This window comes from Bradyrhizobium sp. UFLA05-153 (assembly GCF_054185185.1).
On record NZ_JBBIAM010000059.1, the window covers coordinates 40,090 to 57,482 of the forward strand.

A 17,393-nucleotide genomic window follows, 5' to 3' on the forward strand; every position below is an offset into this window, starting at 1 on the left:
TAGGAATTTTCCCAAGGTTTGAGGATGGGCGCTCTGGAACAGGATTTGAACGCGTTGGAGGTTTGCGCCTCGACCGCGGAGATTCGCGCAGTTTTTCAGCGCATTATTGAAGATTACGGCTTTAGCACCTTCGGATTCATGGACGCATCGCATCCCTGGGAGGACGAGCCGCTTCTCGTCTCCACCCACGCGCCCGCCTGGATCGACACCTATCGGTCAGAAAACTTCATCAATACCGATCCTTGCCTGGCCATGGCCCGCCGGACAAATCTGCCCTTTCATTGGGGAAGCGTGCGGCTGCCGCCCGTGACGGGCAAGCGCAAGCCGGGAGCGATCAAGACCATGGAGGCCGCGCGCGATTTCGGTGTCAATGAGGGGCTGACCATACCGGTTCACTACAACGATCCGCTTGGCCGTCGTTATTCCAGTGTCTGTGCGTTGTTTTGGAAGGATCCCCTCAAGGGGTTCTTCGCGAACCTCAAGCACAACGGTATCCAGCTCCACGTGATTCTGCTCTATCTCGCTCAGAAAATCGTGGATCTGCACGCGATCGAAATCAAAACCTCGACGAGGACCGGTCATTTTTCCGGAGCTCAGGTCTGCGCTTTGACCGACCGGGAGAAAGAGGTGCTCAAGTGGGCTGGAATGGGAAAGACTTCGGACGAGACAGCCGTCATATTGAGCGTGAGCCGCAAAACTGTGGAAGCTCACGTTAAGAGTGCGATGATCAAGCTCGGAGCCACCAACAAGACGCAGGCTACGGTGCAGGCGGTCTACCGCGGTTTGATTGACATTTGAACGGCCAAAACTGCTACGGCCATTGAGCTACTCAGCGGCAGAGGCCGTCGAGTTTCTGAGGAGCCTTGCGTGCGCGGAGGGTCCGGCTCGTCATGAACTCGACGCCGATTTGAGAGCCGTCCAGCCGGACCAACTCGCATCGGCGGAGAGACATGATTCGCATCGAAAGAGTTCTCAATCGGACCATCAAGGCCAAGGAGAGCAGCGAGCTGCCTGCGATCGATGGGAAAGCTCGATGTGCCAACTGCGGCAGCTCCGAGTGGCGAGAGATTGAGACGCGCCATAGCTTTCTTTGACACGCTGGGCTTGCCATCCAGCGCGCCCAAATAGCCCGAGATGTAGTGGCCCAATGTGACGGTTGCGCCTGTCCACCCATTGTAAACGCCGGCATCATGGCGTCTGGCGCGGTCCGTGCAAGCCTCAGCAGCGCTGTTCGGCAATCATTCAGACTCGTCGCACTATCGAGGGACGTTTCTCGCAACGCCGGCCGTTGCCACGTGGAATACATGTCTTGACGACTGCGGCATGAGTGCAGCCGTGTGATTTCGGCCCCCGCTGCTATCAGCATAGGTTCGACGCGCAGGTAACACCCTTGCGACGGCTGCGGCAATCTTGCGACGTAGATCCCGTTCCACAATTTTGGTGTCAACAGCCATGACGGCCGAACCCTTGTTCATCTCGCCAATCCAATAAAAGCCATCAACTGGTTGGGCATAGGCAACAGTGGCGCAGAAAAAGCCAATCTCCGAGCTCCGTCGTCGCGCGGGGGCGACGGTAGTCGCGCTCGCCAAGCAAGCTGATCGGTTATCAGTCCAAAGGCCAGGCAGCTTGCGTATTATGACAGCTTCCGCTCCTTGGCGGTCCCCGGCTTCCGGGATTTGCGATCATCCGTAGCCAATTCGAGGTTGAGCGACAGAGAGACGGCAGATCTAACTCGCAGGCGCCTCATAAAGCGATCGAGCGTGTCACCGCCGATCGGCGCTTCGATACGCCCCGTCTCGGCGGCAAGGCGAAGATTGCCGACCTCACCGCGCGTGAACGAGGCGATTTTCGGCACCATCGATTAGGTGACCACCGCGAGTGAAAGGGGCTCGGACGTCGCGCACTCTCAGGGTGTCTCCCTCGTCACGGGCGCTCTTCCCGTGCTTCGCGCATAGATTTAGCTTTTCATCAGCATCGAAATACGCAATCATAAAATGCGAGGCGGAAATTTTAGACTTTAGAACGAAATGGTTTGCTCGCAGCTTGCCGCTGATCGAAGGCGCGCGGCGGCTTGAAGATATGGAGCAGAGTTGCGTTGTATTTTCTGGCAATACCGGTCCGTTCGATGAAATTGATTTCAAGGGTGGCTTAATACTTTAAAGGGTTTGCCGATGGCCGCTACGATCGTAACGTTCCTTGGTTATACCTCTCCGGTCGAGACCAACGGCGCAATCGTCCAGCCATCGCCTTCCGCCGTCGATTACCCACCAGGCGGATGGAACGCCACGTTCAACAACGGGCTGCTCGATCTCAATCTAGGAGGTTGGATCGGTCCGGCGCATGCCGAGCAGCGGATTTTCCTGGTCGCCAAAGTCGACTGTGTCTTGAACAACGGCGTCTGGACACCCGACAGCGTCAGGAACGGCGCGAAATTTTGGCTTTTCCCGAACACCGAGACGTCCGCACATCCCAACATCGACGTCCGTCTCGGTTCACTGGACTTCAAGTCGAACAGCAATCACGGCCTGGGCGTCCGGGGCGGAAGGATCGTCTTTCAGAACGTCGAGCATACCTGGGCGACTGACCCGGCATCTCCGCTCGTGCTGGTCAACCCCAGCATTCCCATTGATTTCAAGAAGGGCGTCGCACAGATCAATCATGGCGCGCTCGAGCTCGTTGCCCGCAATATCCGCGGGCCAATCACCAAACAAGTAAAGTGCTTCAGCCGCAGTCACATCTCACGGGGCACGGTTGACATACCCCTCGGCAATCCGCCCGCCTCGCTAAGCGTCATCTTCGACACGGCGTGCAACCAGGCTCTGCCGCTGCATGTCGATGTGTTGGATCGAAAAAAGACGAGCGTCGACTCCGGCAATCCCATGGTTGCGGCGCTCAGCCTCACCGACTACGCCCTGAGGCTCAACCTGCTCCGCTCTGGTGCCGATACGATCGCGACGGCTGTCAGCGCGCTTGCCACTGGGGCTAGTCTTCCGCTCACCACCCATTTCCTTTCCAACCAGCAGAATGCTGCGTCGCTCTGGAACGGCCCCGCCTCGCTTGCGCTGGGCGTTCGGGCCGGTGATCCCATCAGGCCCGCGTCGCTGTTCGTCATCAGCCCGAATCTCACGCTGCAACCGACGAGCGTGACACCGATGCATGGCGTCGCCTCCGACGCCGAATTCGCCTTCCAGGGCGCTGCAACATTCCTGCTCGACACGGCTTCAGAACCGCATCATCCGAACCCAAAGGGTTTCGATCCACCCATCGCCAGGGAAATCACCTACCCGTATTTGCGCTGGCCGAATTTGGCGGGCATGTCGAATAAGCCGGTGACGCTGATGCACGCCGGAAGGAGCACTGTCGCCGGGCAGATCACTGGCAGTGCGGGGGCGCCGATCGAGGCGGTCGGGCTTTCAGGTTCGACACTGGTCCTGCCCTTGCTGGACCGGCCACGGCTGCTGCAAACCGGCACGAACGGACAGGATCACATCAAATTCCTCGATAGCCTGCTCGCCAGTCCTTCCTATCCCCTGGTCGAGTCGACCCACGATTCCGGGCGGATTATGTCCCCGCCAAGCGGTGGATCGACCATGGTGCTTAGCGCGCTATTTGCAGCGGACAAGCCTGCCTATCATCCGTTCAATAACCTCTACAATTTGGGCGACCGTTTCACGCTTAATTGCCGCGATAATGGCACGACCCACGATTTCCTCGTCATCCCGCAGGACGCGCAGTTCACCAAATGCCAGCTCGACGGCCTTCTCGGTGACCCAAGCTCGCCTTTCAACATGCAGGGCGCGCCGGCATCCGGCATCCTGAAGCTTTCGCGCGGTATACGTCTGCAAGATATCTGCGCGCGGCTTAGTATTACGCCGCCGTTTTCCCCGGATGACCCAATCAACAGCCCGAACTGGGTTGGCTTAATCGTCTTCAAGATCACGGCAACCACCAACGGTGGCAACGCATTGTCAAAATTGTTCGGCAATGCAGCGTTCACCATGCCTTATCTGGCTGTGACGGCCAAGGACGGATCTAACGCATTCGATTTCACCGGCACGCTGACATACGAGAACGCGTCGCCGTTGCCAGCACCCACCGGCGAAGCCAATTTCAGAATCAGCAACGTCAATGCGTTCTGGCAGAACAGCACGCTGCAGAAACTGGATATCGATGGCACGCTCAACGTTGGGAATTTTTTGGGGCTGACCCTCAACCCCCCGCAACGGATTACCATCACAGGAAGATACGACAGCAAGAACGCGAGCGTTCGTTTCGCGAGTCGATTCGACCCGGTTGACCTTCTGCCCGCCACGGTTAGCGGCGCTCCGATCAAGGCGCTCCGAATCGATTCCATTGATCTCGTTTTCAACAACGACGGAGCCACGATCGTTGCCGGCGGCCTGATCTCAGTCAGCGGGTTCACGCTCGGCAGTTTTTCCATCGATGGTCCCGGCAGTCCGGTCGACTTCACCAAACTGGCCTTTTCCTTTAAAGGGTCTTCCGGATTGTCGGCGATCGATATCAGCATCGATTATGCCGCCCTCCAGCTCGATCGGGACAACATCAGCTTTGACTGGGGATTCTTCAAGATCGCGCTGACCGGCATCGTGATGGCAAAGGATGCAAGCTGGTGGGACTCGATTCCGGTGCTGCACATCGGGTCGGGTAGTCCGGCGAACGCACCCTCCGCCGCCGTTACCCTGTCGCTCAGCTTGATGAAACTGCCGGCGCTGGCGGCGAAATCGGTCGACCGACTCACACTGAAGATCATTATTGGGATGCTGCCTGCCGGCGGCAACTGGAGCAAGAATTTCTGGGCTGCAATCCAGGCCGTCGACTTCAATGGCCTCGAACTCGACCTGCTTCAGTTTGCAACGATCAAGATCAAAGAACTCAGCATGAGCCAAACCGGCGATGTCGCCGAGTTTAAGGCAGACGGTGTTGACGTCGAAATACTGAGCAAGAAAATTGCCACCGTTACCGTGCGCATTTTCAACCGCGCGGGCGAGTCGGGCTTTCTCGCATTCGTTGCGCCCCAGACCATTGCGAGCTGGTTCCAGATCAATTGGCTGCTCGCGGGGCACAATATCGCGATACCGGACAATATCGTTGCTGATCTGATAACGATCAATCCAAGCGGCGGAGACAACACCGATCAACTCGGCACGGATCTGGCCAATGCGAACCTGATACCTGCCCCGGGTCAAGGTAATGGTAGTTGGCTGTTTGGGGCGGGCATCCATGTTGCGGACCAGGTCTTGGTCGGTCGGGCGGTTTTCCAAGATGAGGGATTCTGCGGAATCGCCTTGCACAGTGTCCTTCTCGAGGAATGGTTCAATCTCGATATCTCGATCGGCGTCGCCTATCGCCGCGGGAGCCGGCCGGAACAGGACATCTTCTTCGTGGCATTGACGGTGCCGCAGGTCACGCTGCCGGCATTCGATTTCATGGGCGGGGTCATCTCGCTCGAAATCGCCATGAACGGTGACTTCAAGCTCGATGTTGGATTCCCGAGCCTGGCCACGGATGGAGTCGCTCGCTCCTGGGATCGCTGCTTCGGCGCCGTGGTCGGGATCTTCCAAGGCTCCGGCGGTTTCTACCTCACCAGGGGCACGCCTGGTGCCGTTCAAACCGTGACGGGCCTGCGACTTGGCGGCGGTTACGCGATTCAGGCCGGGTTCGGTGCGGCTTTCGGCGCCGGCATTTTCAGCGTCGTTGTGACCATCGGCATTTACGCGATCGTCGAAGGCGAATTCGTTCTCGACAACGGCAAGCTCGTCCAGTTCAGGCTATCCGGGGCTATTGGCGTGCTGTTTCGCGGTGTCGGCCAGCTCAACTGGTGGGTCATCAGCGTCACCGTCAGCGTCGTTGTCGCTGCCGAAGCGCGCACGACCATCGAATGGACCAGCGGTAGCAAAGTCAATATCGATTTCGATTTCACCGTTTATGCATCAGCGTCGGCACAAGCCTGTATCGGCGGACGCTGGTTCCATCTTTGCAGGTCCATAAGTGTTTCGATTCCGATGCGCGTTCATTACCCCGTACAGATAGGCTAGGCCCGGATGACCGTTCCCGTCTGGATTACCGTCGACTTTTTCTTTCGCGACTGGGACAAGCAAAACGCTGATAGCGCGCTGTGGCTTTGCGTTCAGCCCCATGTGGAGCTAAGCCGGCTGCAAGATTGGATCGGTGCGTGCAACTCTTTGTCCAACACACAACACCAGCTTTGGACCAACGCCAATCCGATCGATCCCAACACCCTGATTCCGGTGCCCCTTCCCGGCGACACCAATGTCAAAATTACATTGAAGCGGGGCGCCCAGGTTGTCGTGGATCACCTCAACGATCGCCGGACCGGACCGAACCTGACCAATCCGGCGATCTTCACCGATTTGAACCGGGTGCCTCAGCCGACAAATCCGCCGCCGCCGCCGCCCCCACCCATGAACGCCGGACCCTTCGCGCGCGTTTTTACCGATGCACTGGTCGACGCCTATCAGGGAATAGCGGTCAGCGATCCCTCGGCAAAACCTCTCGACACCGTCGCCGACCAGCTCCAGCTCGCGTTCCACGGCGGCACCACCCGCCATTTCAGCAATCAATGCCTCGACCAATTGACCGCCGTCGACCTGTTCGAGCTTGATCCGGCCACTGAGAATGTTCCGCCCGGAGTCCGTATTGCCAATCAGCACAGCCTGCTTGGTCTTCAGTTTCTTCTGGCCAAACGCAGCAACGCGGGCGTCCTCGCCACGCCGGGGGCGACGTCCTTCATTATTGAACTGACGGGGGACAATGGCGCCAAGGTTGACCTCGATGTTGTTGCGAGCATTCCGACGTCCGGCGATCTCGACAACTGGCTGGACTGGTTTGCCCAGCCGGGCGACGTCTCTCCGGCTGGGAGCATCACAGCGGACGTCCTGCCGGGTCTGGATCAACGCGTTTATGTGCAGGATGCCCCGGAAGCATTCGCACAACTTGCCCCAAACTCGCCGTTCTGGCGGCGCCGCACACAGGAATCCGGAGCCGGGCGATCCGTTGCAGACGTCAAGCGCCTTGTCGTCAGGCCAGCCAATCAGACCGACACGACGACGCTTTCTGCGTTTCGCATCCAGCCCTATGTGGCGCTCGATTGCGAACTTAAGGGATACCGAAGCAGCCAGGTCGGCCCGAATTCCGGACCGTTGCAGTTGCGGCCAAAACCGCAGTCCCGCGCTCGGTTTGCTGCCAGCTTTGCCGCCCTTGCGCAACCGCAAGGGATGGTGGTGCTTGGCACCGATGCGACGCCGATCACGTCGCTGACGTGGCTCGGCGCTTACACCTTGCCATGGGATGCGATCGACGATCAGAATGCAACGGTCCCGACGGTGTTGTTCTGGGGGTTGCCGCCTGACAGCGACGTAACGGTTTTGGTGCCTGCGGCCTCGGGCGTCATCTCCTGCACATGGGTCCAGGATGGCGACCAGCTCGGACGACGCTGGGAGGCGCGGCACGATCCGCAGGCGCCGCTTGGGTCGTTTCCCCCGCCGATCGGCGATCTTCCGTTTGACGCTTTGCAACTTGTGGACTCTGTCGACAACGTCATCCCCGGCGTCATCTTCCCGTTCAGCCTCAACTTCGCATCGGCGCGCAGCGTGGAGGCAATCGAGGGCATCCTGCGGATGACCTACCCGCATCAGGATGTCTCCACGCGCCACGACCCACCGGACGACTACGCCGGTGACCTCGTCAACTATAACGCCCTGAACGTGCGCGAGGCGCAAACCAATGCCTGTAGCGGTACGCTGCTGAATCCCGACGGCTACGACTTTGCAGTCTGGCATGGACCGGTCGTCAACGGCATCGAACAGACGTTTCACTATCGGTTCGGCTTCAACAGCGATCCCGACATCGGAAAAAATATCGGGCTTGACGACACAAAAAGATTCTTCCGAACGCAATTTGAAGGCGTCGGCACGGCGCGGCCGCTGGATTTTGAGCTCGTTCACACCTACGGGACCGGCATTTGCTTCGGGCATCTGGACGCGGCAGCCAATCCGCATGCAAGACTTCCGCTGCTGCCGAACGAGGTTGCAACCCAGGCCAATGGCGCCGCGAACACCGCTTTCCTCACCGTCGACTATGCCAAGGACGGACCGAGCGATGTCATCACCCTGCATTTTGACGTTTCGGTCTTCAATGCGCCGGTCGGGAGCGGCGATGCACAGCGCTCGCAGCGAATGCGAATGTTCTCTGCCTTCCGGTCGATCGCCGAGATCGGCTACGCCAGCACCGCCAGGCTGACCGTACGCGGCTGCACGTTCGACTATAGCAAGCTGGTCGGCAAAGGGCTGCGCGCGCCGCTCGCCTACGGACTGGTGGACGATCAGGCTGCGAGCCAGTGGACCTACGACCTTTCGCAACTGGCCAGCCAATGCCGCCAGTATCTCGCCGGCACGGCTGCGTCGCTGGATTTGACCATCCCGCTGACACCGTCGCAGTCCGCGACCTTCCGGCATTGCAATCTCCTTGAATTCAGTATCGAGGCCGCCCGTACGGCGGGGGCCGTGCCCGTCATCACCTCGGAGGCGGCGCTGCTGCGGATATCCACCGCTCTCGGAAAGAACCGTGATGGCAGCAATGCGGGGTATGATCGAGACGGGCAACGGACCACGCCGGCGGAATCCCAGGCTGTGACCGCCTATCCCGCGTGGCGTTCGGCGATGGCAAGCCGCACGCGTCCTATTGTCCCCACGCGGTTGAACTCACAAACCATCCGCGACGTGTTCGCCAGCGGCCGCGATCCGAACGCAACGAACCTCAATAGCGGTGCGTCGTGGTTGGCCCCGCCGGATGCACCTGCTGTGGTGGGTGACTGGCCGGACCTCTATGTGTTCCCGCTCGGTTTCCTGCCACTGGCGCGCAGCAGCTCGCTCGGCGCGGCGACGACGGCGGTGAGCCGAAGGTTCTTTGACGCGCTTGCCTTTGTGATCGACGCCAGGCCGGGTGCGTGGAACCAGGATTGGACGATAAGCAATTGGCGAACGCATTTCAGCAATCTGCAAACTGTGGCCGGGAATCTCACCGACCTGCAAAGGAAAGCGCTCTCGCTGCTGCAACCGGCCAACGACCCTAACTCTCTCGATCCGACGAGTCCGGTCACGACGCAAATCGGGAATTTCGGCGTCACCGGCCCGCGCTGGACCGCCGCCAAGGAGCAGCTCGTCGTGGCCGCGCCCGGCCTATTCGGCTCGGCAAAAGGCGTACAAATCACCGCTATCGGCAACAGCGGCGCTGTTCTGCGCAGGGATCTGTTCCGTATCTCGCAGACGCATCAGATCCCCGCGCCGCCGGCCGAGGGCACCTCTACGCCGCGCGCCACGCAGGTGCTGCGTTCCACCGACATGCGCCAGGGGGTGCCGGATCCCGGCAACACCGGCGTATTCCTGGGACTCGACGTGCTGGATGACGTTTCATATGGCGACCGTTACGTGGTGTCGGAGCCGCAGGCCGAGTCATTCGAATCCCTGATTGATCCGGCATCGGCTCCCGCATCGGGGCACGTGCCGCAGGCTTTCGTTCCCACAGTTGGCGGCAAGCCGACAGGTCCTGTCGTCGCATTGCCTTCACGCGAGCCGCTCACCCCGCCGCAGCACCTGTTCACGGGCGTTGTGGTTGGCGCGACGGCGCCCGACTGGTGGAATGTGACGAACGCTCAAGGCAAAGTTCAACCGATTTCGGCAAGCAAGCTTGTCGGGCATGTTATTGATCATCACCCTGGCTCAACCACGGATGAACTGGAATTTATCGCCGGCGGCTCACAGCCGCGCAGCGCGCCACCGCCTGCAAGCCGGGTCGACCGCAGCATTGTTTGCGGCCTCTTCAGCGTAAGCAGCGATGAGGAGGGCAGCTTCGACAACGATACTTTCTCGCTGCGTTACGATCCGGCGCTGGCTCCCGATGATACGCCACCCGAGGACAGCAAGCCCGTCGGTCTTTTCTACGACCTCGTTTCAATACCGCTACTCGAGAATATCCCGGCGCTGAAAGACGTCACGATCAACGCGAACATTTCGACGATCTCTGCTGCCCTGACGCCGGCACCAGTTGCAGCCGCAGTGCCATCCACCGCGTCCCGGATATCCGTGAAGGGTCCAACCCTCACGATTGATCCCGCCACCACGGGAGCGAATGACGGCTATTGCATTTCAGCGGCCTTATACCGTCAAACCATGGGCACAGGTGTTTACCGCGCTTTCCTGATTGTCACTCTCGAGGTGCCAGTCTGGACGATCGTCAAGCTCGGTCTCTATCACAGCCGCGATATCGTGGGCCCGGATGCTGGCGTCCCGCCATTTGCTGCGGCGTTCGGTCAAACATTGGGGCCGGTCGGCGGCGGCGCATCGTTTATCAACGAGCAAGAAGCGCGTTCGTCCGGCGCTGCGCCGATCTCCCTCCCTGCGAAAAACTGGACTACCGAGGACCTGATCAGGCAGGTGCTGGCCGACAGGCAGATCATCGACAGCACGCAATGGTCCGACATCCTTGCCGAAGTGACGATCCACCATCGTCAGACCGTGGCACTGCTGGCGGATGACGGGTCGGCGCCCCCCAATCAGGCTCTCGACCTCGATACGGGAAGCCGGTTTGCGCTCGTTCGCAGCGAATTCATCCCCGGCAAGCCACAAACGGCATCCCCGCTGTTTCCGTCCACCTACAACGATTTCTCGGTCGATTTCATCTGGCACACGCAAGGCAACGAGTTTTTCCGGATCATGGATGTTCCGGTCAGCATCGCGCCGGCGCACGCGACGTTGGCGCTCACCTAGCAGCCCTTGGTCGGCATCCATTTCTACTGAACACCGCAATGCCGATCACGTTGTCGAAGACACTTCAGCAGCTAGTCAGTGGGCTCGTCAACACAACATCGGTGGCGTTTCCTTCGATGGTGATCACTTCCTCATTAGCCCCAGCCATAGTTTCAGGGCGGGCAAGCGGAAACACTACGCTTTGCGGCTTTGTGCTGATCGGCGGAGAAAGGTAACCGTCTCGAGTATCGTGACATAACCGTCGCGTTGGACAAGGAAACCAACCAGCGCATTCTCGAGATCGAGGTTCGGGGCAAGCGCGGCGTTGGCTACTGCAAGAGCATGCCCAGCACGCCGTTGCGCCCTTCTTCAGGTTGCGCAAGCACAATAACCCGAAACCTACCGATCGTCTCTTCCCGAGCTAACAGCTCGAGCTCTTCAACAGGATCCTCGAAGAGGAAGGGCTCAAGTTCGACCGTGAGGGACTACGGCGCACCGCCTGCAGCCTGCGACACACGGACATCTGCCCTCGGCTGATGGAGGGTGCCGACATCTATCAGATCGCCAAGAACTGCCACACAAGCGTGGAGATGATCAAGAAATTCTACGCCTCGCACATCAAGAACCAGCTGAGCGCGGCGGCATTCTCATCTTGATTGGGTTCTTCCGCATATTTGGTGCAGGTCCCTTTTGCTTTTGCTTTTCGTCGAGCGCATTGTGCATTGTCAGGCGGCTGCCAGCAGCCTGTTTTTGAGTAGTGCATATCCTGAACGCCCATACATCTGGCGCTTGATCGTCTTGAGACGGTTGATCTGTTCCTCGACGGGACTGGTGCTCCAAGGTTGGGTAATGGCTGCGCGGACAGCTGCAATGTCGCGGCCGATGCCTTGCGCAAGCGAGGCCAGTTCGCTCCTCGAAGCATCCTCGATCCATTGATCGAGACCCGCATCATCGTTGCCCCGTATCAATGCCGCGAGCCGTCGAGCGAGCTCGCCGGCATTCGAAAGATCCGGCGCATTGTCATAGAGATGGTGAAGGAACCGCCCGGTCTGCTCATCGAGCGATGTAGGCTCTTTGCTCAGGAGCCATGCACAGTTGCGGCGCGAGGCAGTCGCCACCGCACATTTGGTCCAACCGTCGATGAGCCCTGCTGGCGAGCAGCAGTCCAGCGGTAGACAGTCGTTTTGCTGCCTTCAAAGCCGCGGAGCTTGATTTCGGTCCACAATTGCAAACCGCGCCGTTCACCTTCCTCCCAGCGCTTTGCCAGATAATCTCGAAAAGGATCAATGAGGACAGAGTCCGCGGGTGGCCGCCGGTGCTCAGGCTCACCGCCCGCAGCAAGCCAGCGTTCAACCGTCCTCACATTCATGCCGATCCGCGGCGCGATCCCGCGCGGCGACAGGCTGGCGGTGCGCAAATCGAGAATTTCGGCATAGAGTGAACAGCGGTGGCTGCGCCGCGAGTGACGCAGGGCCTCAAGTTTCGTTGCAGGCTCTGGTTCCGGCTTGGCATTGTCGTTTTCGACCATCTCGGCAATCATGGCTTTTCCAGCAGCACCGACCGCATGGCGATGACGGCCAACAGCCAGACGCAGCGCTTCACCCAGGTTTTGGAGAAGGTGAAAACGGTCGGCCACCTGCGTTGCATCGGGAGCACCGCGACGGGCACCTTCAGAATAAATGCCAGCACGATCGCGCGCGACCACCTCAATGCCTGGATGGCGTCCCAGCCAAGTCGCGACCGTATCGGCATTTCGGTCCGGCAAAAGATCGATGACGCGGTTGCGCTCGATATCGCAGATGATGGTCCCGTAGCGCAGCCCCTTGCGCCAGGCCCAGTCGTCAATGCCGATTACACGCGGCGCTTCTGGCGACCTTAACTCGGCTGAACGGATCATCCGCAGCAGCGTGTCGCCGCTGGCCGGCATGGCCAGCCTGCGCGACAGGCGCGCACCCGGCTCCCCGCCGACCGCGAAGCCGATCGCCAGTTGGCTTTTACCGAGGCGGCACGTGCGCCTCGCTTTCGGCCGCACCGTTTCGGGCAACCGCTCAGTGAATATGCGACGCGAGCATTGCGAATTCGCGCATCGAAACCGTCGCGCATGAAGCCGGATCTCGACAGCCCGACCCTGCCACGGCAGATCGGCTAAACGTCGCACGTAATGGCTGTGGACGCGGCGCGTCTGGCGACCGCAACCGGGACAGAACGAGACCGCCGACTTCGAACGAGCCACGAGCACCACTTTATCGGCCTGGGGAAGGATCTGAACGATCGAAAGCTCGGGAGAGACCAGCGAGCGGAATGCATGGAGCAAGGCGAATCACGGAGGTCGACTGCGATTCCGACCTTATGGCCTTATTCGCGCCTTCCGTGAATCCCGCACCCTGCACCAAATATGCGGAAGAACCCTTGATTGACGCTGCACTCTCACTTTGATCGCCGCGCCGCAGACGGTCAATCCCAGCCGACCAAGCCCACTCCCACCAAGAAAACTATAGCCACGCACGAACTACGTTCGGCGCAAGCCGCAATACCCACCAGCTTGAGCCTTCGCGAGGGCCATCTAACCGCCTGCGTATCATGTCAGTTCAAGAACCATATACTTTGCCCTATCATCATAGCTTGCGAGCTTCTGGTTCAGATCTGCATCATCCAGCGTTCGGAAACCGTGTCTCTCCCAGAACTTCGCTGAATTGTTGACCGCCACCAGCGAGAGATTAGGAAACTGGGCTTTTTTCGCGTGCCTGACCAGCTTGAGCACGACCTCGGAAGCTGCGCCACCGCTGCGCGCTTCGGGCAGCAACGCGATATCATGAATATAGTAGGTCGATCCGGGCTCGGCGACGGCGCCCAAAAGCGCATTCAGCGCGGGAGGCTTTTTGAAGTGCCAGGGATGGCTGACGATGTAGCCGGCCAGGCCGTCCCGCGCGCGCTCGAGCACGAAACATCCCTCAGGGTACAGCTCCAGCCGCTCCGAGAAAACGGCCGCATCCTCACGGTAGTTCAGATGGACGCGATCTGCGATGCCACGAACTCCAGGAAGATGGTCGGGCTCCATCGCTCGCCACGGCATGCAAAACTACTTTCAATGAATCTCCCAAAGTATAACAGCCACTAGCACCAAATTCCTGTCCGGGACAGGCGCGGATCCGACGCTAGGCTGCTCAAACCGTGTGCGGAAACAACCGTATTCTCTTTGCCTTAGGTGAATTGCGCCGTATAGATGGGCCGATGCGAGCGTGGCGGAACTGGTAGATGCATCGGACTTAAGCCATCGAGTGCCCTAGGGGAAACCCTGGGCGCAGAACTGCTCAAAGTCCGGGAAACCTTCACCGGCGATCACGAGCCAAGCCCCCGCCAGGGGGAAGATGTAAAGACTAGACCGGCAGCACCTACAGCGATATCGCCAGGGTGAAGGGATAGTCCACACCACGAACGCCTAATGGCGGCGGCGAAAGCCGAAGTGGTATGCAAATCCATGGGGCCGCAAGGCCTGTGCCGGTTCGAGTCCGGCCGCCCGCACCAGGTTATCCAATTCGAAGTTTTGAGGTGACGATGAAAGAGCAATTTGAAGGAGAGCAAAACCGCCCTCAGCTCTTTGCGTCCCTGCGCCGTCAGGATCTTGGGGAGGCAAGCTGGAGATTGCAAACGCCCTGGCCGACGTGGGAGAGCTTATCGAGTTCAGACCGGGCGAAAACATCATGTCCAACATGCTGTCGATAACGACATCTATCTGCTGGTGACTGGGACGGTCGCCGTCATAGTGAACGGCGCGCAGGTTGCCATCCGATCGGCCGGGCAACAAATCGGAGAGATGGCGGCAATTGAGCCGTCGCTGCGACGCGCAGCAACCGTAACCGTTCTAGAACATGCAGTGGTGCTCAAGCTGACTCGCGCAGCGTTTATGGCTGTGGGCGAGGAGCATCCCGAGGTTTGGCTGCCGATTGCCCAAGAACTCTCAAAACGGCTGTATCAGCGCAACAAAACCATTTATCTCCCAAACCAAGCGCCCAAGCTCTTCATCATGTCATCGTCCGAAGCTTTGAGAATCGCTCATGCGCTGCTTGGCGGATTGGAAAAAGACGTGTTCAGTACCGTTTGCCAAATTCCGCCGACGACGGACATAGATCTCACAAGCCGGAATATTTCAAGCTACCCTGCAATTCGAGAGGTCGTGCCGCCACAATGGTGGAAAAATCGGCACGCGGTGCATCTTGGAACACGCACCGCGTGCCGCCGAAGCTCGTACCAGTGCGTGGGCAACCCGCTTGCCGAAACGGGCCGCCTCTTCAACGAGCATCAGCTTGTCGGGTATGCCGCATCCACCTGACGAGAAGCTGACGGGGCGGCCACTTGCATCTGTCTGATCGGGAGGCGCCATGACCATTCTTGAGGGCTATACGAGACCTATTGCGCGCTGGAGGTGAAAATCACTCGCGTTCCGCCGCACGATACCGAAACCATCTGCCTCTACTCGCAGCATTGAGGCCGGCGCCATGATTTCGCCTCTGGGCGATCGGCTAATTCATCATTGTCATGCAGCGATTCGCGTGAGGCATTGGGATGCCCGACTTGACGCTCTGGAACAAGCTAACTCGCAGGGAGCAGAGAATTGTTATTAAGCTGTTCGGCGGAGGCTCCACGCATGGCGACAGCCTGATCGAGACGGTCAACCTCATGCGGATGGGTCTCGTCACCGAGAACGCTTTAACCTCCTCCGGCCTTGAGGTCTTCATCGCTGCCTTCAAAGCGCAGCGAGACGCGCGTCAGCGGGAGTTGCTGGCGTAGATCGCGAGGCGCTACCAGAACGGCAAGCCGGGTGCGAGCGCTATCCGTTAGACGGATCGGGTACGCTGGTGCGCCGGACCCGACACCAAGCTGAAAGTCTCTTTGAAGGGATCGGCTTATGCCTATGCTTGACCATACGCTTAAGGCGGACGTGACGGCGCTGGAAGCGATCACGGAGACGGGACGCCGTCGTTGGTTCAAGGACGACAAGGCCGGAGCGTCGAGGAGACGCTGTTACCAGGCGCGGTCGCTTTCGAGATTGCCCCGGCGACACGGGCTGACCACACAACAAGTGTTCACCTGGCGCCGGCAAGCACGTCAATTGCCGACGCCGATGGCTGACGATCCGCCGTTTGTACCGGCGCTGGTAGATGCCGTGGTACCGACCGTGGCTGTTGGCCAATCGCGGCAGCCGCAAAAGCAAGCTCTTGCGCCAGCGCATTCGTTCCGCCGGAAGCTGCACCGCGACGCCAAGATTATGTCCGATGACGTGGCGCTTCTGGATATTCAGCGTCAAAACCGTAAGCGCTTCAGGTGAAAGCGCCACATGCCCTAACGGAGGCCGCCCGTGCAACGTTGACACGCAGGTTCAGTGCCACACTTCCAACTCTGTCATTCCCCACCCCCCCGCTTTGATCGCCGCAGGCTGCCATCAATTGCGCGGAAGTTACGCCTAGGGCCGGCTTATGCCGTTTCGTTAATCCGCGGAGGTGTTGCCTTCCCCACGATGAATAGACGAACCCGTAACCCGGGATGAGCGCCGACAAGGCGCAATTGAGGATGGACCTGCTTTGCAGTCCTCGAACACGACGGCTGTGGTCCGAATAATGAATTTCGCTCGAGCGGGATGGTCATCCTAAATCGCGCCCATCTTCACGCAAATTGCGTAGGCAATCACAAACGCTGGCAAGAATAAGAAAAACCATACGAGGGCGTTCGGATCGCGATGCGATGCGAACTCACGGTTTGCATCAGTCTCTTGGCCGTGCGGGACGATTGAGTAGAGCTGACTTGGACGCCTTCGCCTGGCTGCCTTCCTTAGCAGTTGCTTCACGGCGGTTTCATGCTCGATTTCTCGATCGGACATCGGCGCGTTACCTCCTAGCCAACCATCCAAAGCGCGGAAACGACCGCGCATAGAAACAATCCGGCTACAGTAGCCAGACCAATCAAGAGGCGTTCTGGCAAATCCATTGACGGTCCTCGCCGCCAGCCACGTTAACAGCGCGTGCAAAGCAGACGGCGGGGCTGGCGACGCCGGAGCCGCCCGCTCTTAGAGCGCCTATCCGAGCGCAAACCATATCGGGAAAAAATGGCAACCGAGAAACCATCTATGGGTATCCCCACCACAATGGGTTGCACCAGCGAGCACGATGCCGATCATTGCTTCTCTGCGGGGGCGTCGCTGGGCGGTTCAGCCGGCGATGCGGGCAGCGCAGCTTCCGGCGCAGCAGTACAGTCGCCCGCCCATACCTTAGTGCCCCTGACCGTGCCAACCAACTTGCAACCCATCGGGGCTTGCTGCTTTGCCTGAACTGGCGGCCTTTTAGCGGCTCTCGGCGGAGCGGTTTGAGCGAACGCGCTGGTCGTAAGCAGTAGCGCGACAAGTCCGATTAGCGGCTTCATGGTCCGTCCCCAAAGCTTATTTCGCCTTCGCCTTCAGTCCGATATCGACGAGCCGCCGGATCGCCTCTGGCCGTCCGGGAAGGTCGTCCTGAACTCGGCGCCAATCATCCAGCGGCTTTGCCAGTTCTGGCTGCAGGCGCACCAGCACCGCCTCGCCGGCTTCGGAAGGTCTCTTCTTTGCTGATTTCGTGATAT

The 17,393-nt window shown here is 59.5% G+C and carries 9 protein-coding genes; 6 read left to right on the forward strand and 3 right to left on the reverse strand.

Translation table 11 applies throughout. The features are described from left to right. The first annotated feature begins 24 nt into the window (after window positions 1–24). From Q2941_RS29425 to Q2941_RS29435, 3 genes are all read left to right on the forward strand, one after another. Complete coding sequence (locus tag Q2941_RS29425; RefSeq protein ID WP_458194553.1) at window positions 25–798, forward strand: LuxR family transcriptional regulator; 774 nt, start codon at window positions 25–27, stop codon at window positions 796–798. Window positions 799–2,171: 1,373 nt separating this feature from the next. Further along, the gene (locus Q2941_RS29430) at window positions 2,172–6,056 is read left to right on the forward strand and encodes a hypothetical protein (RefSeq protein WP_458194554.1); all 3,885 of its coding nucleotides are present in this window, start codon (window positions 2,172–2,174) and stop codon (window positions 6,054–6,056) included. 6 nt (window positions 6,057–6,062) lie between these two features. Next, window positions 6,063–10,805, forward strand: coding sequence for a hypothetical protein (locus tag Q2941_RS29435; RefSeq protein WP_458194555.1), 4,743 nt, complete (start codon window positions 6,063–6,065; stop codon window positions 10,803–10,805). Between the two features lie 704 nt (window positions 10,806–11,509). Here Q2941_RS29435 and Q2941_RS29440 read toward each other — a convergent pair. From Q2941_RS29440 to Q2941_RS29450, 3 genes are all read right to left on the reverse strand, one after another. Further along, on the reverse strand, window positions 11,510–11,902 hold the full coding sequence (locus Q2941_RS29440; protein ID WP_458194556.1) for a transposase: 393 nt from the start codon (window positions 11,900–11,902) through the stop codon (window positions 11,510–11,512). Further along, window positions 11,863–13,098 (reverse strand): ISL3 family transposase, encoded by a 1,236-nt coding sequence (locus tag Q2941_RS29445; RefSeq protein ID WP_458194557.1) that lies wholly within the window; start codon window positions 13,096–13,098, stop codon window positions 11,863–11,865. The genes Q2941_RS29440 and Q2941_RS29445 overlap by 40 nt, the downstream gene beginning before the upstream one ends. Before the next feature lie 264 nt (window positions 13,099–13,362). Next, window positions 13,363–13,842, reverse strand: coding sequence for a GNAT family N-acetyltransferase (locus tag Q2941_RS29450; RefSeq protein ID WP_458194558.1), 480 nt, complete (start codon window positions 13,840–13,842; stop codon window positions 13,363–13,365). Between the two features lie 564 nt (window positions 13,843–14,406). Here Q2941_RS29450 and Q2941_RS29455 point away from each other — a divergent pair. The 3 genes from Q2941_RS29455 (at window position 14,407) to Q2941_RS29465 (ending at window position 16,110) form a co-directional block, all read left to right on the forward strand. Further along, the gene (locus Q2941_RS29455; RefSeq protein ID WP_458194562.1) at window positions 14,407–15,114 is read left to right on the forward strand and encodes a Crp/Fnr family transcriptional regulator; all 708 of its coding nucleotides are present in this window, start codon (window positions 14,407–14,409) and stop codon (window positions 15,112–15,114) included. A 242-nt stretch (window positions 15,115–15,356) separates the two neighbouring features. Continuing rightward, window positions 15,357–15,572: a hypothetical protein gene (locus Q2941_RS29460; RefSeq protein ID WP_458194559.1), complete on the forward strand. Its 216-nt coding sequence runs from the start codon at window positions 15,357–15,359 to the stop codon at window positions 15,570–15,572. A 118-nt stretch (window positions 15,573–15,690) separates the two neighbouring features. Next, complete coding sequence (locus Q2941_RS29465; protein ID WP_458194560.1) at window positions 15,691–16,110, forward strand: hypothetical protein; 420 nt, start codon at window positions 15,691–15,693, stop codon at window positions 16,108–16,110. Window positions 16,111–17,393: the final 1,283 nt, after the last annotated feature.

What these genes read in the sequence shown, in the direction of transcription:
- Q2941_RS29425 (WP_458194553.1), top strand. Translation starts at nt 25, where the DNA reads ATGGGCGCTCTGGAACAGGATTTGAACGCGTTGGAGGTTTGCGCCTCG.
- Q2941_RS29430 (WP_458194554.1), top strand. Translation starts at nt 2,172, where the DNA reads ATGGCCGCTACGATCGTAACGTTCCTTGGTTATACCTCTCCGGTCGAG.
- Q2941_RS29450 (WP_458194558.1), bottom strand. Translation starts at nt 13,842, where the DNA reads ATGGAGCCCGACCATCTTCCTGGAGTTCGTGGCATCGCAGATCGCGTC.
- Q2941_RS29465 (WP_458194560.1), top strand. Translation starts at nt 15,691, where the DNA reads ATGCCTATGCTTGACCATACGCTTAAGGCGGACGTGACGGCGCTGGAA.
- Q2941_RS29435 (WP_458194555.1), top strand. Translation starts at nt 6,063, where the DNA reads ATGACCGTTCCCGTCTGGATTACCGTCGACTTTTTCTTTCGCGACTGG.